Raw genomic sequence first — 23,906 nt, 5'->3', positions numbered from 1 at the left:
GCGGTGCTGGGTCTGGCGGCGCCGGTTCTAGCGGTGCCGGGTCTGGTGGCGCCGGTTCTGGCGGTGCCGGGCGGAGGCCACGACGGCGCGTGGTCGCGCCGCCGACCTCGGGGCAGTCCCACGCCGTGGAGTCTGACTTCACGGACCCCTTCAACCAAGACGAGGTGCCCGTGGGGCACCGCGCCGGGTCCTCGGAACAGGCGTCGGATCCTGCGGGGGAGCGGACCCCTGGCGAGCCCCGCCGATCGCAGCGTCCCAGCCCCGAGGCGCCCCTGACGGACCATGAGCAATGGATCCTGAGTCAGCGGCCCCCACACTGGGGCTGATCCTGGACCTTCCAGGTCGAGCGGGGGCACTTTTCCCCAGCCCACCGTGCCGACGCAGACCTCGCCCCGGCTCCACAGAGCTATGAGTTTCGGCACCTGAGGCGTCCCGGTGGGCGAGGCTGGTGGACATGTCCAGCATCAGTCCTCTGCGACGTACCCGGCCCCGCGGTGATTCCCCCAGCGGTTCCCACAGCGGTCTCCGCGGTGGTTCCGGCGGCGGTACCATCGGTGATTCCGGTGGTGAGCACCGGCGCGCTGGCCCGCACCCGGAGCCTGCCGGTCCGTTCCTTCCGCAGCGTCCCCGCCGGTCCCGAACCCAGCCGGCTTCGCCGAGCACGGGGCGATCGCCGGAAAGTCCAGCCTCGACACGGCGCGTCGGTCCGGCACCAGCTGTCCGGCCCTCTGCGAGGCCGGTTCCCGTCGGCTGGCCCCCCGCGGTCCGGGCCCAGCGGCGCAGGTCCCCGGGGATCAATCGCCGTCTGCGAGGCGCCGGGCTGCCCCGGCTGATCCAGCGGTTCCGGATACCGCTCGCTCTGGTCCTGGGTCTGGGGGTCGCCGGGACGGCGGTGCTCACCGGGGCCGAGGGGCAGGTGGAGACCACTGCGGCGCTTCGGGTCAGTGCCGATATCGGGGCGGGGGAGCGGCTGAGTGCCGCCGTGGTGGAAGAGGTCCAGGTCGATGTGGCCGCGGTTCCGCACGACTACTCCGTGCAGGCCGAACAGGTGGTGGGACGTCAGGCCGCCGTGCCGATGCCAGCAGGTGCGCTGATCCACCCGGATCAGCTCGTGGGTCCAGGCCTGCTCGCCGGACAGCAGCGCGGCACGGTGGCAGTGCCGGTGCGTCCGGCAGATCCGGCGATGGTCGCGCTGGTCAGACCGGGTCAGCGGGTGGATGTCCTGGCATCGAGCGACACCCCGGAACGGGGCTCGGCCTCAGAGCTGGTGGCGACCGCAGTGCCGGTGCTGTGGACCCCGCAGGATGATTCGGAGAACTGGCTGCCCAGCGGGACCGAGGCCGGCGGCGTCGTGATTCTGGCCGTGGATCCTGCTGCGGCGGAGTCCATCGCCCAGGCCACTCAGGAGGGAAGCCTGCACCTGAGTCTGCGCGGAGGCGGACCGCCAGCCACCGCCCGGGAGGGAGTGAGCACTCCCAAGGAGTCAGCTGGAGGTGCCCGATGAGCCGGAGCCTGCGGACCCTGAACTCGAGGAGCCTGCACCGGAGGCCGCTTTGGTGGAGGAGGAATCGGAGGAGCCGCCGCTGGAACTGGCCGCTGACCCCTCGGAGCCTGAGCTCTTCGAGGTCTCGCCGCCGGAGCTGGCGGCGGCGCGGGAGTCTGTCCGGTAGAAGCCGGAGCCCTTGAACGAGACTCCCACGGAGCCGAACTTCTTGCGCAATGTGCCCTGGCACTCGGGGCAGACGGTCAGCGAATCTTCGCTGAACGTCTGGGCGATGTCGAAGGCATGGCTGCAGTCCTTGCAGGCATAGGCGTAAGTGGGCATCGAGTTCCTCAGAGGTGAAGGGTGCTGGACGGTCGGGTGCACCGGCCAGACTGCGGCAATACTGCCAGTCGATTATAAGGGCCGTGGCGTGGTGGCTTCGCGTTCGGTCACGATGGTGTGCACGCGCAGGTCGTGGGGTTCCACCGGAAAGGCCCCCGGGGGGAGGACCTCCTCGGCGTGCACCACGGCGATGAAGCGCAGCGGACCGAGGTTGGGTGCGTGCCCCGCGGCGGGCCCGCCGGAGGTGGAGATCGGCTGACCGGTGCCGGCTCCGAAGGCGGTGTCGTAGAAGCCGCCGCCCTGGCCCATGCGAGCCCCCTGATGGTCCACCGCCAGGCCGGGCACCAGGACGGTGAGCCCCTCGGGGTGACGCTCGCGCAGCGTGTCGGTGTCGAGCCTGTCACCCAGGGGCTCCTCGACGGCCGCGAAGGCGCTGCGCCGCAGCTGCGCCGCAGGCGACCACGGCACCCACGTCAGGAGTCGGTCTGCTGAGCTGGCGATGACCGGGACATATACCGGACTGCCGACCTCGGCATGGTCGATGAGGAACGGTCGGACGTCGGGCTCGCCGGGCATCGGGAGATACCCCGCCACCGCCGAGCCGGCCGGCACCACCGATTGGAGGACCTGAGACAGTGCCCGGCCGCGGATCGAGAGCTGCTCAGCAGTAAGTTCTCGGCGAGCCGCTCGGAGCCGGGACCGCACGGCGGCCTTGGCGGCGGACGTGGATTCGTCTCGAGATTCGTCCCCGGATTCGGAGGAGGTGTCGGAGGAGGCATCGGGTACGGGCATGAACCTCAGCCCCGCGGTTCCGGCTGCAGAAGACTGGCGCGCAGGGACTCTGCGGCGTCGGCCAGCTTGGGGGAGAGGGTGAACTGGGCGCTCAGGCGCAGCAGGGCGGCGCGCTCATAGGCCTCCAACGCATCCGCGGCGACACCGTTGCGGTAGGCGGCGTCGTTGATCAGTCGGAAGACCACCGCGCGACGGGGCGCGTCCCACAGCCCGCGCAGCTCGTTCCACTTCGCGCAGGCGCGCAGTCCGCCCAGGTCCAGTGCGGGGTGGGCCCATCCGGCGCTGGAGACCTTCACCAGAGCCGGACCCACCTCCGGGGAGTAGAGCAGGTCTTCATCACGCAGCTGTCGGTGGGCGGGCACCATCCGTCGCTCGGGGATCGAGGCCAGCGCCTCACAGGCCGTCCTCACGTTTCGCTGGAAGTTCTCCGAACCGACGATATAGGGCCTGACCAGCGCCTCCCAGCGCTGCAGGCGGCGGATCTCCGTGGCGGCCCCATGCACCGGGGTGCTGACGGGCAGCTCGCCCGGGTGCTGGATCGCGGTGGACCACGCGTCCAGGGACTGCTCCCAGGCGGTCTCCCATGCCTGCGCGCCGATCCGGTGAGGTCGGTGCAGCGAAACGCCGGTCAGCGCCTGGAACGTGGCGGTGGAGTCACCATGGCTGATCAATCGGGGAAGCCTGAACGGACCGGAGAACGCCTGCGCCCGCCGCATGCCCGCGAGCAGCTCGCTCGCTCCGCCAGCGGGCAGCACGACCGTGTAGGTCTCATTCGCCTCGTCGCGATGCCACACCACTGCACGCAGGCCCGGTTCGTGGGCGATCACGAGACCGCCCCGGGCGGCCTGCTGCAGGGCGGGCAGGGCGGGATCCGTGTTCGGCGGAAACAGCTCCAGGTGTTCGCCGGGCCGGGCGGCACCGCCCTGGTGCTCGACCCGGTAGTACCCGGCTCGTCGGGCGCGCCGTGCCCCACCGGAGCTCAAGGCCGCCGAGCCTGATGCTGCTGCGCCTGAGGAACCTCCGGCCGGGGAGCCTGTGCCTGATGCTGCTGCGCCTGAGAAACCTGCGGACTCGAGATCCTCCGCGGCGGTGACCTCCACCGCCAACACCTGCGGCTGTCCTGGGACCGGCCAGGCCCGCTCGACAGACCAGCGGGCCTCCTCGGCCCAGAGCGGGCGCGAGGGCAGCGATGCGGCGGGGTCAAGCATGCTTATGGCGTTCCTTTCGACCGGTTTGGCTCCCACCAGCTTAGGCCCGAGGAGTCGGAGAGGATCGAGGCAGGCCGGGTGCCCCGCGATTTCAGAGCCAGGAATCGATCCAGATCCGCATGCGCCATTGCTCGTAGGGAATCAGCTCTGCGGTCCACAGCGGGAGGAAGAACACCGACACGGCCACACACAGCATCACGAAGCAGAGCAGGATCACGGTGTTGCGCGCTCGTGCAGCTACGATCACGGCCGCCGGACGCGGGGTCCCGTCGAGGCGCTGAGTCGCAGTGCCGATGCGCAGCACCAGGGCGGCGATCGCGGTGAGCGCCAGGATCAGGAACGGGTGATAGCTGATCGTATAGAAGAAGAACGTGGTCCGGCCCGGGAAGACCAGCCAGACCAGGTGTCCTGCCACCATGCCGGAGAGGATCGCACCGTAGCGCCAATCTCGGCGCCCGGCCCAGAGCAGCGTCACCAGGATCAGCGCGATCAACCCGCTCCACCAGATCAGTGGATTCGCCAGGTCCAGGACCGCTGAGGAACAGGTCTCCGCGGCGCAGATCTCCCCGGTCTGAGCGTAGGTCTCTCCGGCGGAGACCGAGTCGTAGTGCATCGAGACCGGTCGCCCCATGAACGGCCAGGTCCAAGGGGTGGAGGCGTAGTCGTGTCCGCTGCTGAGTCCCTGATGGAAGTCCGTGGCGGAGACATGGTAGTTCCACAGTGATCGCAGCGGATCCGGCACCAGCCGGGCCAGCCCCTCAGCCGGGTGGGTCAGGTGCCATTGCCGGCCCCAGCCTCCCTGCGTGGCCAGCCAGCCGCTCCAGCTGGCCAGGTAGGTGCCTGCTGCGAGGGGCAGCACCGTGACCACCGCCGGGAGGGCGTCCTTGAGCATCCCGGACCTGGCCCAGCGTTCGACCCCGACAAGGCGCCTGGCCTGGAGGTCCCAGAGGATCACCATGATGCCGAAGACCGCGAGGAACGCCAGCGCCGAGAGCTTGACCGCCACCGCCGCGCCCAGCAGCACGGCCGCCAGAAGCCGCCAGGGGCGAACTCCCAACCACGGCCCGCCGGCCCGGTGTCCCTCGGGGCCCGGGTCGACCGCCCAGGCGGCCAGCCGCCGTCGTCCGCTGTATCGATCCAGCAGCAGGGCGCCGAAGGCCGCGAGGCAGAAGAGCATCATGAAGATGTCCAGCAGGCCTACCCGGCTCATCACGAGGTGGTGGCCCTCGATCGCGGTGAGCATCCCGGCGAACGCGCCGAGGAAGACCGAGCGGAACATCCTCTGCGCGATGAGCGCGATCAGCAGCACCGCCAGGGTGCCGGCCACCGCCCCTGAGATCCGCCAGCCGAACGCGCTCTCGGTCCCGAAGACCCGCAGCCCCAGCGCGATCAGCCATTTGCCCAGCGGCGGGTGCACCACGTAGCCGCCCTCACCGGTGGGCTGCGGCTCACCGGCCAGCCAGGCATCGTCGGCGTCATCCGGCCAGACCAGCTCGTAGCCGGCGAGCATCAGCGCGTACGCGTCCTTGGCGTAGTAGGTCTCGTCGAACATCAGCAGGTGTGGGGTGGCGAGATCTCTCACCCGCAGGATTCCGGCGAGGAGCGTGATCATCCCGGGCAGGATCCAGCCCCAGAGTCCCGGCCGGTAGGCCTCGGCCTGAAGCCGGCGCTGCATCCGGGAGAGGCTGCCGGGCTCCGGCTCGGTGAGGCGCCCGGTCACCCCGGCGGGGGCCGGAGTGCTGCGGACAGGCTCGGCGGGGTTCACTATGGGTATGCTACTTGGCGCAAGCCGGTCACCGATCAGAAGCGGGCGTGTCATGGAGTCAGGCGAGGCAGAGCAGCCGCAGCACACCCGGGAGCCCGATGATTCCGGCCTGTGGGACACCCCGATCGTGCTCGCTGCGACGCCGATCGGCAACCTTGGGGACGCGACCGATCGGCTCAAGCGGCTGCTGGCCACCGCGGAGGTCATCGCCGCGGAGGACACCCGGACCGCGCGCCACCTGGCTCGGGCGCTGCAGGTCAGGTTCCAGGCCCGGGTGGTGAGCCTGCACGAGCACAACGAGGCGGCGCGCTCCGAGGAGCTCGTCGAGCAGGCGCGCCAGGGGACCCGGGTGCTCGTGGTCTCCGACGCCGGCATGCCCTCGGTCTCGGACCCGGGGTTCAGGCTCGTGGAGACCGCCATCGCCGCGGGCGTAGGGGTCACCGTTGCCCCGGGTGCCTCTGCGGTCACCACCGCGCTGGCCCTCTCCGGTCTGCCCACCGACCGGTTCACCTTTGCCGGGTTCGTCCCCCGCAAGGCGGGTGAGCGTAAGAAGCTGCTGGACCGGCTGGCGGCCGAGGAGTGGACCACGGTGCTCTTCGAGTCCCCGCACCGGATCGCCGCCACGCTGCGTGAGTTCGCCGCATCGCTGGGGGAGGACCGTCCGGCGGCGCTGGCCCGGGAGCTGACCAAGCGCTACGAAGAGGTGCTGCGCGGCGGCCTGGGCGAGCTCGCCGGCCTGGCGGCCGAGCGCCACCTGCGCGGCGAGATGGTCCTGGTCCTGGGCGGTGGGTCAGCCCCCGGAACAGGTGGTGAACCGATGAGCCTGCAGGAGCTGGCCGACGTCGTTCTACAGCGGGTCGCCGAGGGTGCCAAGCTGAAGACGGCGGCCAAGGAGCTCGCGGCCGCGCATGCCGTCCCCGCCAGCGAGATCTATGATGCGGCACTTGCCCGGAGACGCGCCGAAGAGTCCGGTTGAACAGTAGAATGACCTGCAGAGCGGAGAGGCACTCCACCGCAGGGGAATCGATGAGCAGGCGGGGTCATGACCGAGGAGCAAGTGGGCAGCGAACATCCCACCCAGACGAGCAGCAACCAGATCCGCGAAGCTGCCACCGCGCAGGTCGCGTGGCTGGAGCCGCACACCAACGCCACTGACGGGGTCCTTGACCTCTTCGCCGCCCGCCCGAACCATCCGGTCTATGCCGTGCCCAACGGGACCGGCGGCTGGGTGGACGTCTCGATCACCAGCTTCCTCGACCAGGTTCGCGGGGTCGCCAAGGGGCTGATCGCGCTCGGCGTCGAGCCCCAAGACCGGATCGCGGTGATGGCGCCCACCAGCTACAGCTGGGCGGTGGTGGACCAGGCGATCTGGTTCGCCGGAGCGATCTCGGTGCCGATCTATGAGACCAGCTCCGCGCACCAGGTCAGCGCCCTGCTCAAGGACTCCGGTGCCAAGCTTGCGCTCGCCGGAACCGTGGAGCTCCAGGACCACCTCCGCGCGGCCGCTGCGAAGCTCAACGGGAACCGCCCCACGGTGCTGCCCATCGGCGAGGTGCTCCAGCTCGATGACCTCACCGCCTCCGGAGAGCACATCTCCGATGAGCGGCTTGAAGCCGCCCGCTCACGGGCCGGCCTGGACGACGTCGCCACGCTGGTCTATACCTCCGGGACCACCGGTCGGCCCAAGGGGGTGCGCATCACGCACCGCAACCTGGCCGAAGGCTCGGCGAACATGCTGCCCTTCGCGGATCAGATCCTCGGCGAGGACGAGTCCCGCACGTTGATCTTCCTGCCGCTGGCCCATGTGCTGGCCCGGGCCGTGCAGCTGATGTGTCTGCACCGCGGCGTGCAGGTCGCGCACTCGGCCAGCTCCGAAAATCTGCTCGAGGACCTCGCCAGCTTCCGCCCCACCTGGTTGCTGGCGGTGCCGCGGGTCTTCGAGAAGGTCTACCACGGCGCCTCCGCCAAGGCCCGCGCCGAGGGTCGAGGCAAGGTCTTCGAGACCGCCAAGGAGACCGCCGTGGCGTACTCGAAGGCGCTGCAGGCCGAGGCCACGGGAGAAGGCCCCGGCCCCTCGATGCGGCTGCGCGCGCGGCGCGCCATGTTCGCCAAGCTGGTCTACGCCAAGCTCCACGCCCGCCTCGGCGGCGGCGTGCGCTACATGATCTCCGGCGCCTCCTCACTGAACCCGGAGATCGCGCACTTCTTCACCGGCGCGGGACTCCCGGTCCAGGAAGGCTACGGGCTCACCGAGTCCACCGCCCCGATCACGCTGAACATCCCCGGCGCCACGCGCATCGGCACCGTGGGCATCCCGGTGCCCGGCAACACGGTGAGGATCGCCCCGGATGGGGAGGTGCTGCTCAAGGGCCCGGTGATCTTCGACGGGTATCACGGGCAGCCCCAGGCAACGGCCGAGGCCTTCGACGCGGAGGGCTTCTTCCGCACCGGGGATCTGGGGGACCTGGACGGGGACGGCTTCCTCAGGCTGACCGGGCGCAAGAAGGACCTGATCGTGACCGCAGGCGGCAAGAACGTCTACCCGATGCCGATGGAGGAGGTCATCCGGGCGCATCCGCTGGTCGCGCAGGTCATCGTGGTCGGAGATGACCGGCCCTATGTCGCCGCGCTGATCACCCTGGACGCCGACGCGGTGGCCGACTGGTGCCGGGCTCAGGGCTACCGCTCGCTCTCGCTGATCGACGCCGCCAAGCACCCCCGGGTGCGCCAGGAGATCGGGCTCTCGGTGGAGGCCGCGAACCGCAGGGTCTCCCGCGCCGAGTCCATCAGGAAGTTCGAGCTGCTCGACGTCGAACTCTCCGAGGAGTCCGGTCATATGACCGCCTCAATGAAGCTGCAGCGCCATCGGGTGCTCGCCGACTTCGAGGGTGTCATCGATTGGATCTACGCGAACTGAGCCGGGCCGGGCGCCTCTGCCTGCCTCTGCCTGGGTGCGTCCCGCCTGCGTGCGTGCGCCTCTCCCTGCCTCTGCGGGGCGCAAACAGGCGGAATGAGCTGTCTTCCCGAGGTTGATACACCCGTCTGCGCCCCAGCGACCTCGGGTGTCGAGTCTCGAGGTTCAGACCTGTGGAGAACTCCGATGTGATGCTGCGCATGGGCCAGGATGTCTCCCATGCGGGAGCCGCAGGAACTGCCAGCAGACCTCCGGGAGAGCGTGTTCACCCGGGCGGATCTGCGATCGCTGGAGCTGCATGAGGATCGGGTCCGGCGTCGGGATATCCGCTGCCTGGCCCATGGGCTCCACATCTCAGCCGCGTCGCAGCGGACCTCTCTGCAGGATGCCTTAGCCCTGGCTCGAATCCTGCCGGACTGCTGGATCTCGCATGCGACCGCCGCCCGCCTCTATGGCTGGGAGCCGCCCCGACGGCTGGGGGAGAGCGAGACGATACACCTGACCCAACCGCGAGAGTCGAACCGGCGGATACGACGCCCCGAGGTGGTCAGCCACCGGCAGTCCGCCGTGCTCGATGATCACTTCAGACTCGAGGGAGCTCGTGTGGCGAGCCCGGCGCGCACCTGGCTGGACTTCGCCGCCGCGCTCAAGGAGGTGGAGCTCGTGTGCTTCGGGGACCACCTGGTGCGGTCCCCGTATCCAAAGTTTGAGGGCAGGCGGGATCCCTACACGACGATCGATGAGCTTCGGGAGACCCTGGCCCGCGTGATCAGAGTCCCAGGCCGAGCGCGGGCGCTGGCAGCCCTGCCGTATGTCCGGGTGGGTGCTGACTCCGGGGCCGAGACCCGGCTGCGACTCGCGCTGGTCCGCGCAGGGCTTCCTGAGCCGACGCTCCAGGTGCCGCTGCACGCGGATGACCCGCGCTCCCGATGCGCCGACCTGGGATATCCGGGACTCAAGATCGCCATCCAGTACGAGGGCGCCAGCCACTTCACCCCGGAACAGGCGATGGCCGATCAGCGGCGGGACAACGCGTTCCTGGCCGCCGGATGGATCGTGCTGCGCTTCAACGCCAGGGACCACGCGGAGGGCTTCGTCTCCGCGACGCGTCAGGTCCGTGGTGCCGTCACGCACCGCCGGGATTGACTCGCTGCGGTTCCTGGGGCGATGACGGGTGCTGTGGAGGGTTTCGCACGGGATATGGCACCTGTTCTCGCCCCAGCCAGGGGAGGCCAGGTCCTTCGAGGCGCGAGCAGCCGGAGGCCGTGGTGTGGAAGGCGAGGCAGGGGGTGAGCGATAGAGTTGATGACCGTGAGTCATCAGCAGCGAATCCTTCCAGACGCCGAGTCGAGCCCCGCCGCGGTGGCGGGGGAGACCCCGCCCGCCTATCGGCCGGCACCGTCCGACGACGACGGCGCGCGCCCGGTCTCGTCCGGATCAGCCCCCGCCTCGGAGGCTTCCGCTGACGGCGTCACCGCCGGGGCTGCCACGGGCCCCGCTCGCGATCAGGCGGAGGAGAAATCCGGGAAGAAGCGCCGGCTGCAGTACCCGCCTGCCCCCGAGCCGCTGGCTGTGCCGGTGATCGACAACCACGCCCACCTGGACTTCCGGGACGGGGAGATCTCGGTCTCGGTGCAGCAGGCCCTCGAGGCCGCCCGGGCCGTCGGCGTGGTCGGCGCGCTGTGCGTGGGCTACGACGTGGCATCCTCGGAATTCTCGGTGAACGCCGCCGCCGAGCACCCTGCGCTGAAGGCCGCCGTCGCGCTGCACCCCAATGATGCACCGGTGCTCGCCGCCCAGGGTGATTACGAGACCGCGTTCGCCCAGATCAGCGAGCTGTCTCGCCATGACCAGGTGGTGGCGATCGGCGAGACCGGGCTGGACTTCTACCGCACCGGCGAGGAGGGCATCGCCGCCCAGCGACGCAGCTTCGAGGACCACATCGCGCTCGCCGTCGAACGCGGACTCGCGATGCAGATCCATGACCGCGAGGCTCACGCAGAGGTGGTGGAGGTGCTCAACGCCGCGCCCACCCTGCCCAGCTCGGTGGTCTTCCACTGCTTCTCCGGCGACGCGGACCTGGCTCGGATCTGCAACGCCAACGGGTGGTACATGTCCTTCGCCGGCACGGTCACCTTCAAGAACGCCCGTGCTCTGCGCGAGGCGCTCTCGGTCGCCGATCCGCAGCTGATCCTGGTGGAGACCGACACGCCCTTCCTGACACCACACCCTTACCGCGGGCAGCCCAACGCGCCGTATCTGATCCCGCAGACCATGCGGCTCATGGCCCAGGTGCGCGACACCGGGCTGGACTCGATGTGCCAGCAGATCATGTTCAACACCACCCAGGCCTATGGGAGCTGGACATGAGCGACTCCAAGACACCGCCGTCCTCGCCGCAGCAGCCGTCACCGCAGCCGTCACCGCAGCCGTCACCGCCGCAGCTGCTCTCCGCAGCCCATGTCCGCGCGCTGGCGGATCAGCTCGGCGTGCGCCCCACCAAACAGTGGGGACAGAACTTCGTCATCGACCCCAACACGATCCGGCGGATCGTGAGCCTCGCCGATCTCGACGGCAGTGAGCATGTGCTCGAGGTCGGACCGGGACTCGGCTCCCTGACACTGGGCCTGTTGGATGAATCGGCGCTGGTCAGCGCCGTGGAGATCGACCCCAAGCTGGCAGGCCAGCTGGCTGAGACGGTGCAGAGCTTCCGGCCCGAGCGTGCCGGGAATCTGCGTGTGATGGAGCAGGACGCGCTGAAGCTCACGCCTGAGTCCTTCGCGGACTTCGGCGACGGGCAGGGCCCGGAGGTGCTGGTCGCGAATCTGCCGTACAACGTGGCGGTCCCGGTGGTGCTGCACCTGCTCCAGATCCTGCCCTCGCTGCGCAAGGGCTTGGTCATGGTCCAGGACGAGGTCGCGGATCGGCTCTGCGCGGGGCCCGGCTCCAAGATCTACGGTGTTCCCAGTGTGAAGGCCGCTTGGGACACGTCCATGCGCAAGGCCGGCGTGGTCGGAAAGCGGGTGTTCTGGCCCGAGCCCAGAATCTCCTCCGGGCTGGTCCGCTTCGACCGGCGCGAAGAGGCCTCCGATGAGCTCAGCCGCGAAGAGGTCTTCGCCGTCATCGACGCTGCCTTCGCCACCCGACGCAAGACCCTGCGGGCCTGCCTGGCCGGGATCGCCGGTTCTCCGACCCGCGCCGAGGCGGTGCTGCGCGCCGCCGGAGTGGACCCCTCCGCCCGCGGCGAGACCCTGGACATCACCGGGTTCACCGCGATCGCCGCCGCGCTGCGCGCTGCCCCCGCCGAGGACACAACGCAAGCCCAGCCCGAGGACCCGACGCCGGACCCCACCGCGGACGCAACGCCGGACCCCACCGCGGACGACGACGCGCCCGGCTCCGGTCCGGACCGCGCGGTCCCACATGTCAGTGGCGAGAAGTAGGGTCGAGGCATGCGCGATAGCGAATTCTTCGGACATGTCACCGCCGCAGCTCCGGGCAAGATCAATGTGAGCCTGCGGGTCGGTCCGCTTCGCGAGGACGGCTACCACGAGGTCGCCACGCTGTATCTGGCAGTCTCGCTCTATGAGGAGGTCAGCGCGGCGCGGCGCGAGGACGGCGCGATCACGGTGAGCCTCTCGGAGCGTTCCAGCTTCACCGAGGTCCAGACCCGGGATCCGGAGACCCAGGAGATGGTGGCCGCGGCGATCCCGCTCGATGAGCGCAACCTGGTGCACCGCGCCGCCTCGAAGCTGCGTGACCGGCTCGGCATCACCGACGGGGTGGACCTCACGATCACCAAGAACGTCCCGGTCGCCGGGGGGATGGGCGGAGGCTCTGCCGATGCCGCCGCCGCTCTGGTGGCCTGTTCGGCGCTCTGGGAGGCGGGGCTCTCCAAGGAGCAGCTGGCGGAGCTCGGTGCCGAGCTCGGCGCCGACGTGCCGTTCGCGATCCTGGGCGGGGCGGCCGTGGGTCAGGGTGTGGGCGATGAGCTTTCGCCGCTGCTCAGCCGCGGGGAGCTTCACCTGGTCCTCGTCCCAGCCAACACGGGGCTGTCCACGCCCGGCGTATACGCCAAGCTTGACCAGATGCGCGCCGAGGCCGGAGTCGAGGCCGAGGCGCCGGTCCTGGATCCAGACCTGGTCCGGGCGGTGTGCACCGCCGACGCCGAGCTGGTGGCCTCGCTGATGGCCAATGACCTGCAGGCTCCCGCTGTGGCCAGTCTGCCCTCGCTCGAAGACATGATGGACATCGGCATGATCGAGGGTGCGCTGCAGGGGATGGTCTCGGGCTCCGGCCCGACCCTGGTGTTCCTCGCCCGGGACGCGGAATCCGCCCATCAGCTCTGCACCAGCCTGGAGGAGCGCACCGAGGTGTGGGCGATACCGGTCACCGGTCCGGCTCCTGGGGCGCGGCTGATCAACGGCCGCGATATCTGAGGCCAGCGGGGACTGCGCTGAGGCTTCGCCCAGGGTGACGGTGCGCGGGGCAGTTCCGCCACCGAGGATTCCAGGGCATACTTCAGACAGATCAACTCCTCCTCGCGAAACAGGGCTGAGCATGAACCGCAGAGCGATCCCAGCAGTCCTTTTGATTCCCGCCACGGCGCTCACCATGGTCGCGTGCGCACCTGTCGCGTCTGCCGTGGAAGGGATCGTCTCGGCCGCGACGGGCTGCGCGGGACCAGAGCCGGTTGCGGATTCCCCGGCCGATTCGGAGAACACCTCCGATAGAGCCGACGTTCTCGAGGTTCGCGCTGCCATCGAGGATTTCAACGATTCCGTGGGGAAGGTCGACGTCGAGAGCATCTATGAGCGTCTGCCCGAGGAGGCGGACGTGGGGTGGAGGCAGTACAAGCCCCTGGTCTACGAGGAATCCAGAGGACACCTGGGTGAGGTGCTCGAGCACACGGACTACCTCGGAGACGTCGCCGACGAGGAGAGCCGCGCCAGCCCGGAGGACATCGACGACGTCGTGCTCGCCTTCTCCCACGCGTCGTACTTCCAGTACGCGTATGCCTTCTTCAACGAACTCGAGACGCCGTACATGGTCTTCGACGATGACTACATCTTCGTCGATGAACAAGGAACGCATTCTCGGGTGTACATCGTTCCGAACCCGGAGGTGGCCGGTTCAGGAGGCGACTGCTCCCGGGAGTATGTCTGGGCCCTCATCGAAGACCAGGCGCCGATCGAGCTGAACAAGGCGCAGGACGGCACCTGGGTGATCGACGCCGGCACCCTCGCCCCCGAAGGCGGCCCGAACTACCTCGAAGTCGGCGACGAGTGGCTGTGAAGGGTCGCCTCCAGCATCAGCCGGGCTGAGCGCTCAGCAGCCAGGCCGAGCTGGTCTCGGCTTCAGCCCGACCCGCTCAGCCCACCTTTTCGGAGAGCTCCAGCCAGCGCTCCTCGAGTGCCGCATTCTCGCTCTGCAGCCGGCTCACGTCGGCGGTGAGCTTGCCCAGACCCTCGAAGTCGCTGGGATCATGATCGGCCATCTGGCGCTGCTTCTTCTCCATCTGGGTGATCAGCTTCTGCATCTTGCGCTCGAGCGATCCGACCTCCTTGCGCACCTCGCGCTCCTCGGCGCTGCTCAGCGCCGGGCCACCGGCGGAGGAGGCCGAGGCAGACTTCATCGCCTCGCGGCGTGCCACGGCCGCAGCCTTGCTCGACCCGCCACCGGCGCTGCCACCGGACCCGGAGCTGCCAGATCCTGAGGTGTCCGCGGAGGCGCCGTTGGCCCGGGCATTCTTGAGCCGCAGGTATTCCTCCACGCCGCCGGGCACGTGGCGCATGCGTCCGTCGAAGATCGCGTACTGCTGATCGGTCACGCGCTCGAGCAGGTACCGGTCGTGGGAGACCACGATCAGGGTGCCGGGCCAGGAGTCCAACAGGTCCTCCATGGCGGCGAGCATGTCGATGTCGAGGTCGTTGGTGGGCTCGTCGAGGATCATCACGTTGGGCTCGGAGAGCAGCACCAGGAGCAGCTGCAGGCGGCGTCGCTGTCCGCCGGAGAGCTCGCCCACTCGGGCGGAGAGGTGGGCGGTGGAGAAGCCGAGGCGCTCCAAGAGCTGCGCCGGGGTGTGTTCCTTGCCGTCGATGACCACCTGGGTCTTCTCCCGGGCCAGCACCTCGCGGACCCGGTCGCCCTCGATGTCGGCCAGCTGGGAGAACTGCTGATCCAGGGTGGCCAGGCGCACGGTCTTGCCGCTCTTGACCCGGCCGGTGTCGGGCTGCAGCTTGCCTGCGATCAGGTTGAGCAGCGTGGATTTGCCGGCGCCGTTGGCTCCGAGGATTCCGGTGCGCTCACCGGGACCGATCCGCCAGGTGACCTCGTTGAGGATCTGCTTGTCGCCGAAGGCCAGTGAGACGTCGAGGACGTCGACCACGTCCTTGCCCAGCCGGGCGGTGGCCATCTTCTTCAGCTCGATCGGGTTGCGCGGGGGCGGGACGTCGGCGATGAGCTCGTTGGCCGCCTCGATGCGGAACTTCGGCTTGGTGCTGCGGGCGGGGGCGCCGCGGCGCAGCCAGGCGAGTTCCTTCTTCATGAGGTTCTGCCGCTTGGCCTCCACGGTGGCCGCCTGCCGGTCGCGCTCCACGCGCTGGAGCACATAGGCGGCATAGCCGCCGTCGAAGGGCTCGACCAGGCCGTCGTGGACCTCCCAGGTGGTGGTGCTGATCTCATCGAGGAACCAGCGATCGTGGGTGACCACCAGCAGTCCGCCGGAGCTGCGCGGCCAGCGTCGGTTCAGGTGGTTCGCCAGCCAGGAGATGCCCTCCACGTCGAGGTGGTTCGTGGGCTCATCCAGGGCGATGATGTCCCATTCGCCCACCAGAAGCTTCGCCAGCGCCACCCGGCGGCGCTGGCCGCCGGAGAGCTCGGAGATCTTCGACTCCCAGGGGATGTCGGCCACCAGTCCGGCGATCACGTCGCGGATCTTCGCATCGGAGGCCCACTCGTGGTCATCGGCGTCGCCGACCACCGAATAGCCCACGGTGTGCTCATCCTGGAGATCATCCGACTGGTCCAGCACGCCGAACTGCACGCCCTTGCGCCGGGTGACCTGGCCCGAGTCGGGCTCCAGCCGGCCGGTGAGCATGGCCAGAAGCGAGGACTTGCCGTCGCCGTTGCGCCCGACGACGCCGACGCGGTCGCCCTCGTTGATGCCGATCGTCACCGAGTTGAATACGGTGCGGGTAGGGAATTCCAGGTGTAGGGCTTCGGCCCCGAGAAGATGTGCCACCCATCCAGGGTAATGCCACGGTGGGGTCGCAGTTTCATCCCGCGAGGCGGCCCATGCAAAGATGGACCAGCGCGTGGCCGGAGATGAGGGTGTTCGCAGCGCCGAGCATCCTCGGACCGCCGTCGCACTCCGCCTTGGTGTAATGGCAGCACGCCAGCCTTTGGAGCTGTGCAGTCTAGGTTCGAATCCTAGAGGCGGAACGGCAGTCGAGATCGCCGGACCTCTCTACACTGAGGAGTCCCAAATACCGCGTCGAGGAGCAGCCTTCGTGACCAACACCCAGTCCTCCCAGCCCACCGCAGTGATCGTGCTCGCGGCCGGAGCCGGGACCCGGATGAAGTCCAGCACCCCGAAGATCATGCACCCGATCGGCGGCGTCTCGATGATCGGACACGCGCTGAGCGCGGCCAAGGGCCTGAACCCGCAGCAGCTGGTCGCCGTGGTGCGTCACCAGCGCGAGAAGGTCGCGGACCACATCGCTTCGGTCGAGCCGCGCGCTGTGATCGCCGACCAGGACGAGGTCCCCGGCACCGGCCGCGCCGTGGCCTGTGCTCTGGACGCGCTCACCGCGGCAGGGGCTCCCGCGGAGACCGGCACCGTCGTCGTCACCTACGGCGATGTTCCGCTGCTCCAGACCCAGATGCTCGCCGAGCTCGTGGAGGCCCATGAGCGGGACGGCAATGCCGTCACCGTGCTCACCGCGGTGCTCCAGGACGCCGCCGGCTACGGCCGGATCCTGCGCAGCACCGAGGACCCGCAGGACGTGCTCGGGATCGTGGAGCACAAGGACGCCAGCGCGCAGCAGCGCAGCATCACCGAGATCAACTCCGGGATCTACGCCTTCGACGCCGCCGTGCTCACCCGCGCGCTGGCCCAGGTCACCACGGACAACGCGCAGGGTGAGATGTACCTCACCGATGTGCTCTCCATCGCGCGGTCCGAGGGTGGGCGGGTCTCTGCCGTGATCACCGAGGACCGCTGGCAGGTCGAGGGTGCCAACGACAGGGTCCAGCTCCAGGCCCTCGGCGCGGAGATGAACAAGCGCATCGTGGAGCGGGCCATGCGCGCCGGCACGACCGTGATCGATCCGGCCACTACCTGGATCGACGCCACCGTCACCCTGGAGGAGGATTCCACCATCCTTCCCGGCACCCAGCTCCACGGCGCCACGCATATCGGGCGCAACGCCGTCGTCGGCCCGGACACCACGCTGCGCGACGTGATCGTCGGAGAGGCTGCGACCCTGACCCGGGTCCACGGCTCCGGAGCCCAGATCGGCGCCGGTGCGAGCGTGGGACCGTTCACCTACCTGCGTCCGGGCACCGTGCTGGGATCCGAGGGCAAGATCGGCGCCTTCTATGAGACCAAGAACGTGGAGATCGGCCGGGGCAGCAAGCTCAGCCATCTGGGCTATGCCGGTGACGCGTCGATCGGGGAGTTCACCAATATCGGCTGCGGCAACATCACCGCGAACTATGACGGCGAGAACAAGCACCGCACGCAGATCGGCTCTCACGTGCGCACCAGCTCCAACACCGTCTTCGTCGCGCCGGTCTCGGTGGGCGACGGCGCCTACACCGGGGCAGGCGCCGTGGTGCGCAAGGATGTGCCCGCCGGAGCGCTGGCGCTCTCCATCGCGCCGCAGCGCAACGCCGAGGGCTGGGTCCAGGCCAAACGGCCAGGATCCGCAGCCGCCGACGCCGCCCAGGCCACGGCCGCCGACGCCCAGGCGTCCACGCGGCCCGACGCCGTCTGACGACCACCTACTTAACCCACCCACAGCAACGCCGGCGAGAGGCAACAACACCCATGGACGAAATCAGGCTGAGCGGGGAGAAGACGCTGGTGCTGGCATCGGGGCGCGCACACCCGGAGCTGGCCGAGGAGATCGCGAAGGAGCTCGGCACCGAGCTGCTGCCGATCAGCGCCTACGACTTCGCCAACGGAGAGATCTACGTCCGATCCTCTGAATCGGTCCGCGGCAAGGACATCTTCCTGCTGCAGTCCCACCCGGCGCCGATGAACAACTGGCTCATGGAGCAGCTCATCATGGTCGACTCCATGAAGCGCGCCTCGGCCAAGCGGATCACCGTGGTCTCCCCGTTCTACCCCTATGCCCGCCAGGACAAGAAGGGCCGCGGCCGCGAGCCGATCTCGGCCCGACTGGTCGCGGACCTCTATAAGGCCGCCGGCGCTGACCGGATCATGAGCGTGGACCTGCACACTGCGCAGATCCAGGGATTCTTCAACGGCCCGGTGGATCACCTCTTCGCGGTGCCGCTGCTGGCTGATCACATCCGCGGCCGCGTCGCCGACGACGAGGTCACCGTGGTCTCCCCAGACACCGGTCGGGTCCGCGTGGCCGAGCAGTGGGCCGAGCGCCTGGGCGGCGCGCCGCTGGCCTTCGTGCACAAGACCCGCGACGTGACCCAGCCGAACAAGGCGGTCTCCAAGCAGGTCGTGGGCCAGGTCGAGGGCCGCACCTGCGTGCTCATCGACGACATGATCGACACCGGTGGCACCATCTCCGGGGCCGTGCAGGTGCTCAAGGACGCCGGGGCCAAGGACGTCATCATCGCCGCGACCCACGCGGTGTTCTCCGACCCCGCCGCCGAGCGGCTGGCCAACTGTGGGGCGCGCGAGATCGTGGTGACCAACACGCTGCCGATCCCCGAGGAGAAGCGCTTCGAGACGCTCACCGTGCTCTCGATCGCGCCGATCCTGGCCCGGGCGATCAAGGAGGTCTTCACCGACGGCTCGGTGACCTCCCTCTTCGACGGTCACGCATAACCAGCAGCGCCGTCCCGCACTCACCCTGCGCCGAGGGGCGGATTCTGCGACTATCTGAGGCCTCGTGAGGGGTCAGATGCTCGCAGAATCCGCCCCTCAACGCGTGGGGTGGGTGGCCCAGGCGACGACGACGTCGCCGATGAACCGGCGCATGTGCTCCTGGCGGGACTCGGTGGTGAAGTCCGGGTCGAAGAGGTGCCCGAAGGTGTATCGGTTCGCGACCTGGAACACGCAGTAGGAGCTGATCAAGAGGTGCAGGTCCAGCGCATTGACCTCCTCGCGGAAGGCCCCCTGCTTCTTTCCCTCGGCGATGATCCCCTCGAGGATGGTCACCGACGGCTTGCCCAGGTCGCCCAGGGACTCCACCTTCCGGATGAACTTGCCGCGGTGGATGTTCTCGATCGCGACCAGCCGGATGAAGGCGGTGTTGCGCAGGTGGTGCTCATAGGTCAGCTCGGCGAGCTCGCGCAGCGCGTCGATCGGCTGCGTCTCATCGACGTGCAGGGACTGTTCGGCCTGCCGGATCCCGCGGTAGGCGTTCTCCAGCACTGCGAGGTAGAGCTTCTCCTTGCCGCCGAAGTAGTAGTAGATCATCCGCTTGGTGGTGCGGGTGCGGCGAGCGATCTCGTCGATGCGAGCCCCTGAGTATCCGTCATCGGCGAAGGCCTCGGTGGCCACTGCCAGGACCTCGGCGCGGGTTCCCCACCATGAGTCGATGCTCCACGACAGAGTCCATGCCCTGCGCCCGCAGCTGGGGCAGGATCCGTCGATGCAGGTGGTCCCTCCGCCAGTGCGGGGTGTGCGCCGTGCGCCAGGAGGGCGGGGTGATCCGGCTGGAGACCGCCGCGTCGTGGGAGAGCAGCAGCTGGTCTTCGAGACCGAGTTCCAGGAGGTTCAGAAGCATTCTGATCCGGTCCTCGTCGGATCCGGTGTGGCGCATCCCGAAGCGGCGAAGCCGAGGAAGGACCCGGCCCGGGCGAGCTCCTTGAGGTACTCCAGATCGGTGGAGTCTCCGCTGTGCCCGATGACCGCCCGGGTCAGATCCACTTCCAGGCGCCGGAGCAGTCGCTGCTGATCCAGGCCTCCGCGTGAACCCGGGTCCGAATGGGTGGTGATCGGCGACCCGGTGCTCCGGTGCGCCTCGGCCGCCGCGGTGAAGACCTGGGCCATGTCCTCGGTGATGCCGGCCCTGTCCGAACAGATCTTGATGAGCGCCGCGCGCATCTCGGTGCCGGCGCTGCCGGACTGGATGTCGCCCAGGAACAGCCGCCGCTGGATTCGGGCCTGATGAATAGAGCGCGGGGGTGTCGCGTTGAGCACTAGGACAAGGCGCAGCGGCATCTCGTGCGGCCGGGCCGAGCAGCGACCGAAGAGCACCCCCGCCATCCCAAGGAGCAGTCATGGAATCCCAGGCAGAAGCACCAGATCAGCAGTCTCCTGCGGGCCAGGTCTACGACCTGATCGTCATCGGGGGAGGAGCTGTCGGTGAGAACGCCGCCGATCGCGCCGTTCAGGGGGGCCTGAGCGTGGTGATCGTGGAGGCAGAGCTTGTCGGTGGAGAGTGCTCGTACTGGGCATGCATGCCCTCGAAGGCGCTGCTGCGCTCGGCGCAGGCGTTGCGAGCCGCCCGCGGAGTCTCCGGAGCCGCCCAGGCGGTGACCGGGGAGCTCGACGTCGACGCGGTGCTCTCCCGCCGCGACTCCTTCACCAGCGGGTGGAAGGACGAGGGGCAGGTGAGCTGGCTCCAGGGTGCCGGGATCGAGCTGCTCCGCGGTCATGCCCGGATCAGGGGTCCCCGAGAGGTCAGCGTCACCGCCGCCGACGGCAGCGTCACATCGATCACGGCCCGGCACGCTGTGGTCCTGGCCACCGGCTCCGCTGCAGCGATCCCCGAGGTGCCTGGACTGCATGAATCTCATCCCTGGACGAGCCGCGAGGGCACCAGCGCGCAGAGCGTGCCGAAGAGCCTTGCGATCATCGGGGGCGGTGTGGTGGCCGCGGAGCTGGCCACGGCGTATGCCGGCCTCGGCAGCAAGGTGACGGTCTTGGCGCGCAGCGGTCTGCTGGGAGGCATGGAACCCTTCGCCGGTGAGCTGGTCGGCGAGGCACTCGAGGCACAAGGGGTGGAGCTGCGGCTGCACACCGCTCCGGAACGGGTGAGCCGCACGGGTGAGGGGGTCCGCCTCGAGACGTCCACCGGTGAGACGCTCGTGGTCGAGGAGGTGCTCGCCGCCACCGGGCGCACCCCGCGCACCGGGGATCTGGGTCTTGAGACCGTAGATCTGGAGCCGGGCTCCTGGATCGAGACGGACGACACCATGCGGGTCTCCGGGTTCGACTGGCTCTACGCCGTCGGCGACGTGACCCATCGCGCCCTGCTCACACACCAGGGCAAGTACCAGGCCCGCGCGGCCGGGGACGTCGTCGTCGCCCGTGCCCGAGGTGCGAAGGTCGATGACGCCCCCTGGGGCGCACATGTCGCCACGGCAGATCACGCGGCCGTGCCTCAGGTGACCTTCACCGACCCGGAGGTGGCCTCGGTAGGGCTCACCGCGGCGGCGGCCCGCGAGGCCGGATATGAGATCCGTGTGGTGGACTACGAGCTCGGCGACGTCGCAGGCGCGGCGCTGCATGCCGACGGATACTCAGGCAAGGCGCGCATGGTCGTCGATGAGCAGCGCCGGGTGATCCTGGGGATGACCTTCGTCGCCCCCGACGTGGCAGAGCTGCTGCATGCCGCGACGATCGCGGTCAGCGCCGAGGTGCCGCTGGACCGTCTCTGGCATGCGGTCCCGGCCTATCCCACGATCAGCGAGATCTGGCTGCGGCTCCTGGAGAGCTACGGCCGCCCCGGCAGCTGATTCCAGCTGCCGAGAGGCGGCGAGAGAGTGAGCGCAGTTCCGCTCACTCCTGCTTGACCTTGGCCGCCTCCACGGAGGGGTCTTTCCACCGGCCCGAGCGCACTCCTCGGAAGTAGATCCGGCCGACCACCAGGGAGGCGATGAACAGCACGATCATCGGGATCAGGACGATATAGACGTTGCCGGTGGCGACCATGATCGGGATCGCCAGGGCTGTGATCAGCCCACCGCCGAAGAACGGCTCGAAGAACAACTGCTTATAGCCGAAGGCCTCCAGGGCGGGGGACTCGTCGTAGGGATCGGCCACCCGCAGCAGAACCAGACCAGTGGCCGTGACGCCCATGGACTGCCCGAAGTCGCCGATGCCGCGCTCCAGCCAGAATTCCGGGATGATGCGCGGGGTGCAGACCAGCAGGATCGTGGTGCAGAACAGGATGCCTGCGACCGAGAGGATCAGGAAGGTCTCCCAGAAGTTCGCGATGACCTCCAAGGAGATGGTCGCCAGTGCGGCCACGATCAGGATGTCCAGAGCCAGGCCCTGGATGCGCTTCATGGTCTCGTGGTCGACCAGGTTGGTGTTGCCGGTGCGATCCAGGATCACCTGGATGATCACTCCACCGATCATCGCCAGCGGGAACAGCGGAACATAGCCCAACAGGGTCAGGCCCTCCTCGGAAAAGACCGATCCCGGCTGGCCCCAGAGCTGGTCCTCGACCCAGACCAGCCCCTCCAGGATGATCCACCCGATGATGATGGCCAGCCCCACGATCGCCACATGCAGCGTCAGCGGTTCGATCGAGCTGGGACGCGCGGTCATCCGGCCGGTGGAGACGTTCTCCTTCTTGCTGTAGAGCCCGCGCAATTCGGCCTTGGACTGCTTGGAGACGTTCTTGATCACTCGGGTTCGCCCGGTGCGCACGCCCCAGTTGATGACCGAGATGCCGATCAGGATGCCGAAGACGAGCCCCACGGTGGCGATGGCCAGGGCGAGGTCTGTTGCCTCTGGGATTCCCATGTCATCGAAGGCGGGCTGCATGCCGGCAGCGGTGCCATGACCACCTTCGAAAGCAATCTCGAGCAGCGCACCGAAGATCGGGTCCACCCCGAGCAGCGGAGAGAGCACCAGCAGCCCCAGCGTGATGCCGATGACGTACTGGCCGGAGCCGTAGGCCACACCGATCGAGAGCTGTGGGCCGACCAGCTTCGCTGCCCGCACCGGGGACGGGATCCTCGATCCCAGGAACAACGTGGCGAAGACCACCGAGATCAGCAGTCCAGGCAGTTCGGCCCAGACGTCGAAGATCCCAGTCGTGAGCAGTCCACCATCCTCCAACCAGCCCCAGCCCAGGGGTTCGCCGAGACGGCCCAAGACCTGGGGGCCGATGATGAGTCCGATGAAGCCGGCGATGATGGCGCTGGGCAGCAGGAGCTTCTGAATGAACGGCACTTTGACCCGGATGTATTTGCCGATCAGCATCACTGCTGCCAGCATCACGATCGCGAACCCGACGACCTCTGGACTCATTCGATACCTCTCTCCGAAGTGGACCGCCCAGGACGGTCGCGCGTGTGAAGAGAAGCACACCATAATTCAGGCCCGGTTGCGAGGACCTGACCGGCCCGGTTGACGCGGGGCTGGTCTATTCCGTGAATCCTGCCGTGTTCCCGGCTCCACAGGTTGCGATCGCACATACGACCTGAGCCAGGATCATGGTGCCGACGTCGAACGGTGGAGGGGAGGACGCGCCGGGGCCGATGCCGTCATGCACCCTTGGGTCCGCGGGCTTCGCCGCCGACGTCCACACTCTCGGTCTGTGAGGGCCGATCGGGGTGTTTCGGCGCAGTGCCTTGTGGGTTCTGCTCGGGTATGGGGATAAGAAAGATCGGCAGCGCCAGGTGGACCAGCGGGCCGATGAGCAGGACCACAGCGACCGTGCCAACTCCGACAGGACCACCGAGGAGCCAGCCCAGGAGAAGAACTGTGCCTTCGATCGCGGTGCGCACGAACCATATGGGCAACCCGAAACGACGATGCATCCCAGTCATGAGCCCATCTCTGGGTCCGGGTCCGTATTGCGCTCCGATGTAGAGTCCGCTCGCGGCGGCGAGGAGGATCAGGCCACCGGTGAACAACAGGATGCGTGCCCACAGGGTCTCGGGTTCACGGAGGACCGCCAGGCCGACCTCTGCGCTGGGGCCTACGAGGAGGACATTGAGGATGGTGCCGACACCGGGCTTCTGCCGCAGCGGGATCCACAGCAGCAGCACGATGAGGCCGATGATGTTGGTCATGACGCCGAAGGGCAGGCCTGTCTGCAGCGCGGAGCCTTGACCCAGGACGTCCCAGGGCGAGACGCCGAGGGTGGCTCTGATCATCATCGCCAGCGAGAACCCGTAGAGGAACAGCCCGATCAACAGTTGGGTGCCGCGCCACGCGCTCAGAAGGGTCATGAGAGAAGTTCACCAGCAGATTGGCATTACAACAAGATGCCAATTGTGGCAGGGTGG

General features: G+C 68.6%; 20 protein-coding genes, 1 tRNA gene and 1 pseudogene. 13 read left to right on the top strand and 9 right to left on the bottom strand.

Going from position 1 to position 23,906, the window contains the following annotated elements; all coding sequences use genetic code 11:
* Positions 1 to 89: 89 nt before the first annotated feature.
* Together I2487_RS12980 and cpaB are read left to right on the top strand one after the other, a co-directional pair.
* Positions 90 to 326, top strand: a complete 237-nt coding sequence (locus I2487_RS12980; RefSeq protein WP_207169520.1) for a hypothetical protein — start codon at positions 90 to 92, stop codon at positions 324 to 326.
* 566 nt (positions 327 to 892) lie between these two features.
* Positions 893 to 1,504, top strand: a complete 612-nt coding sequence (cpaB, locus tag I2487_RS15775) for a Flp pilus assembly protein CpaB (RefSeq protein ID WP_207173060.1) — start codon at positions 893 to 895, stop codon at positions 1,502 to 1,504.
* Here the strand turns inward: cpaB and I2487_RS12970 are convergent.
* From I2487_RS12970 to I2487_RS12955, 4 genes are all read right to left on the bottom strand, one after another.
* Complete coding sequence (locus I2487_RS12970) at positions 1,484 to 1,825, bottom strand: FmdB family zinc ribbon protein (RefSeq protein ID WP_207169518.1); 342 nt, start codon at positions 1,823 to 1,825, stop codon at positions 1,484 to 1,486. The genes cpaB and I2487_RS12970 overlap by 21 nt on opposite strands.
* A 72-nt stretch (positions 1,826 to 1,897) precedes the next feature.
* Positions 1,898 to 2,617 carry a 5-formyltetrahydrofolate cyclo-ligase gene (locus I2487_RS12965; protein WP_207169517.1) on the bottom strand — a complete coding sequence of 240 codons (720 nt, stop codon included), beginning with the start codon at positions 2,615 to 2,617 and terminating at the stop codon, positions 1,898 to 1,900.
* Positions 2,618 to 2,622: 5 nt separating this feature from the next.
* Positions 2,623 to 3,825, bottom strand: a complete 1,203-nt coding sequence (locus I2487_RS12960) for a hypothetical protein (RefSeq protein WP_207169516.1) — start codon at positions 3,823 to 3,825, stop codon at positions 2,623 to 2,625.
* 91 nt (positions 3,826 to 3,916) lie between these two features.
* Entirely contained in the window at positions 3,917 to 5,644 is a 1,728-nt protein-coding gene (locus I2487_RS12955) for a dolichyl-phosphate-mannose--protein mannosyltransferase (protein ID WP_255546367.1), read from the bottom strand.
* On the opposite strand from I2487_RS12955, the gene rsmI reads away from it, so the two are divergent.
* The 7 genes from rsmI to I2487_RS12920 all read left to right on the top strand — a co-directional run bounded on the left by rsmI (position 5,643) and on the right by I2487_RS12920 (position 13,799).
* Positions 5,643 to 6,566, top strand: coding sequence for a 16S rRNA (cytidine(1402)-2'-O)-methyltransferase (rsmI, locus tag I2487_RS12950; protein ID WP_207169515.1), 924 nt, complete (start codon positions 5,643 to 5,645; stop codon positions 6,564 to 6,566). The genes I2487_RS12955 and rsmI overlap by 2 nt on opposite strands.
* Before the next feature lie 66 nt (positions 6,567 to 6,632).
* Complete coding sequence (locus I2487_RS12945) at positions 6,633 to 8,507, top strand: AMP-dependent synthetase/ligase (RefSeq protein WP_218624095.1); 1,875 nt, start codon at positions 6,633 to 6,635, stop codon at positions 8,505 to 8,507.
* A 216-nt stretch (positions 8,508 to 8,723) separates the two neighbouring features.
* Positions 8,724 to 9,650 carry a PDDEXK family nuclease gene (locus tag I2487_RS12940; protein WP_207169514.1) on the top strand — a complete coding sequence of 309 codons (927 nt, stop codon included), beginning with the start codon at positions 8,724 to 8,726 and terminating at the stop codon, positions 9,648 to 9,650.
* A gap of 165 nt (positions 9,651 to 9,815) precedes the next feature.
* A complete protein-coding gene (locus I2487_RS12935; RefSeq protein WP_345941435.1) occupies positions 9,816 to 10,874 on the top strand; it encodes a TatD family hydrolase in 1,059 nt (352 codons plus the stop codon).
* Positions 10,871 to 11,947, top strand: a complete 1,077-nt coding sequence (rsmA, locus tag I2487_RS12930; protein WP_207169512.1) for a 16S rRNA (adenine(1518)-N(6)/adenine(1519)-N(6))-dimethyltransferase RsmA — start codon at positions 10,871 to 10,873, stop codon at positions 11,945 to 11,947. The genes I2487_RS12935 and rsmA overlap by 4 nt, the downstream gene beginning before the upstream one ends.
* 9 nt (positions 11,948 to 11,956) lie before the next feature.
* Positions 11,957 to 12,943: a 4-(cytidine 5'-diphospho)-2-C-methyl-D-erythritol kinase gene (locus tag I2487_RS12925; RefSeq protein ID WP_207169511.1), complete on the top strand. Its 987-nt coding sequence runs from the start codon at positions 11,957 to 11,959 to the stop codon at positions 12,941 to 12,943.
* Between the two features lie 121 nt (positions 12,944 to 13,064).
* Complete coding sequence (locus I2487_RS12920; RefSeq protein ID WP_207169510.1) at positions 13,065 to 13,799, top strand: hypothetical protein; 735 nt, start codon at positions 13,065 to 13,067, stop codon at positions 13,797 to 13,799.
* 76 nt (positions 13,800 to 13,875) lie between these two features.
* Here the strand turns inward: I2487_RS12920 and I2487_RS12915 are convergent, their stop codons facing one another.
* Entirely contained in the window at positions 13,876 to 15,747 is a 1,872-nt protein-coding gene (locus I2487_RS12915) for an ATP-binding cassette domain-containing protein (RefSeq protein WP_207169509.1), read from the bottom strand.
* 128 nt (positions 15,748 to 15,875) lie between these two features.
* Between I2487_RS12915 and I2487_RS12910 the strand changes: the two genes are divergently transcribed.
* From I2487_RS12910 to I2487_RS12900, 3 genes are all read left to right on the top strand, one after another.
* A tRNA-Gln gene (locus I2487_RS12910) sits at positions 15,876 to 15,947 on the top strand.
* A gap of 68 nt (positions 15,948 to 16,015) precedes the next feature.
* Positions 16,016 to 17,503, top strand: a complete 1,488-nt coding sequence (gene glmU, locus I2487_RS12905; protein ID WP_207169508.1) for a bifunctional UDP-N-acetylglucosamine diphosphorylase/glucosamine-1-phosphate N-acetyltransferase GlmU — start codon at positions 16,016 to 16,018, stop codon at positions 17,501 to 17,503.
* Positions 17,504 to 17,556: 53 nt separating this feature from the next.
* Positions 17,557 to 18,537, top strand: coding sequence for a ribose-phosphate diphosphokinase (locus I2487_RS12900; protein ID WP_036477284.1), 981 nt, complete (start codon positions 17,557 to 17,559; stop codon positions 18,535 to 18,537).
* Positions 18,538 to 18,633: 96 nt separating this feature from the next.
* Here the strand turns inward: I2487_RS12900 and I2487_RS12895 are convergent, their stop codons facing one another.
* Positions 18,634 to 19,215, bottom strand: a complete 582-nt coding sequence (locus I2487_RS12895) for a TetR/AcrR family transcriptional regulator (protein WP_345941434.1) — start codon at positions 19,213 to 19,215, stop codon at positions 18,634 to 18,636.
* A pseudogene (locus I2487_RS15570) lies at positions 19,190 to 19,761 on the bottom strand (phosphotriesterase family protein). The gene I2487_RS12895 and the pseudogene I2487_RS15570 overlap by 26 nt, the downstream one beginning before the upstream one ends.
* A gap of 176 nt (positions 19,762 to 19,937) precedes the next feature.
* Between I2487_RS15570 and I2487_RS12880 the strand changes: the two are divergent.
* On the top strand, positions 19,938 to 21,398 hold the full coding sequence (locus tag I2487_RS12880; RefSeq protein ID WP_207169505.1) for a dihydrolipoyl dehydrogenase family protein: 1,461 nt from the start codon (positions 19,938 to 19,940) through the stop codon (positions 21,396 to 21,398).
* Between the two features lie 43 nt (positions 21,399 to 21,441).
* Here the strand turns inward: I2487_RS12880 and I2487_RS12875 are convergent, their stop codons facing one another.
* Both I2487_RS12875 and yczE read right to left on the bottom strand, forming a co-directional pair.
* The gene (locus I2487_RS12875; protein ID WP_207169504.1) at positions 21,442 to 22,923 is read right to left on the bottom strand and encodes a sodium/glutamate symporter; all 1,482 of its coding nucleotides are present in this window, start codon (positions 22,921 to 22,923) and stop codon (positions 21,442 to 21,444) included.
* A 236-nt stretch (positions 22,924 to 23,159) separates the two neighbouring features.
* Positions 23,160 to 23,849 carry a membrane protein YczE gene (gene yczE, locus I2487_RS12870; protein WP_255546365.1) on the bottom strand — a complete coding sequence of 230 codons (690 nt, stop codon included), beginning with the start codon at positions 23,847 to 23,849 and terminating at the stop codon, positions 23,160 to 23,162.
* Between the last annotated feature and the right edge of the window lie 57 nt (positions 23,850 to 23,906).

It is taken from the genome of Nesterenkonia sp. E16_10 (assembly GCF_017347085.1).
Lineage (GTDB): Bacteria > Actinomycetota > Actinomycetes > Actinomycetales > Micrococcaceae > Nesterenkonia.
The sequence above is the reverse complement of the archived record's forward strand: the minus strand, read 5'-3'. Positions and strand labels throughout refer to the sequence as shown.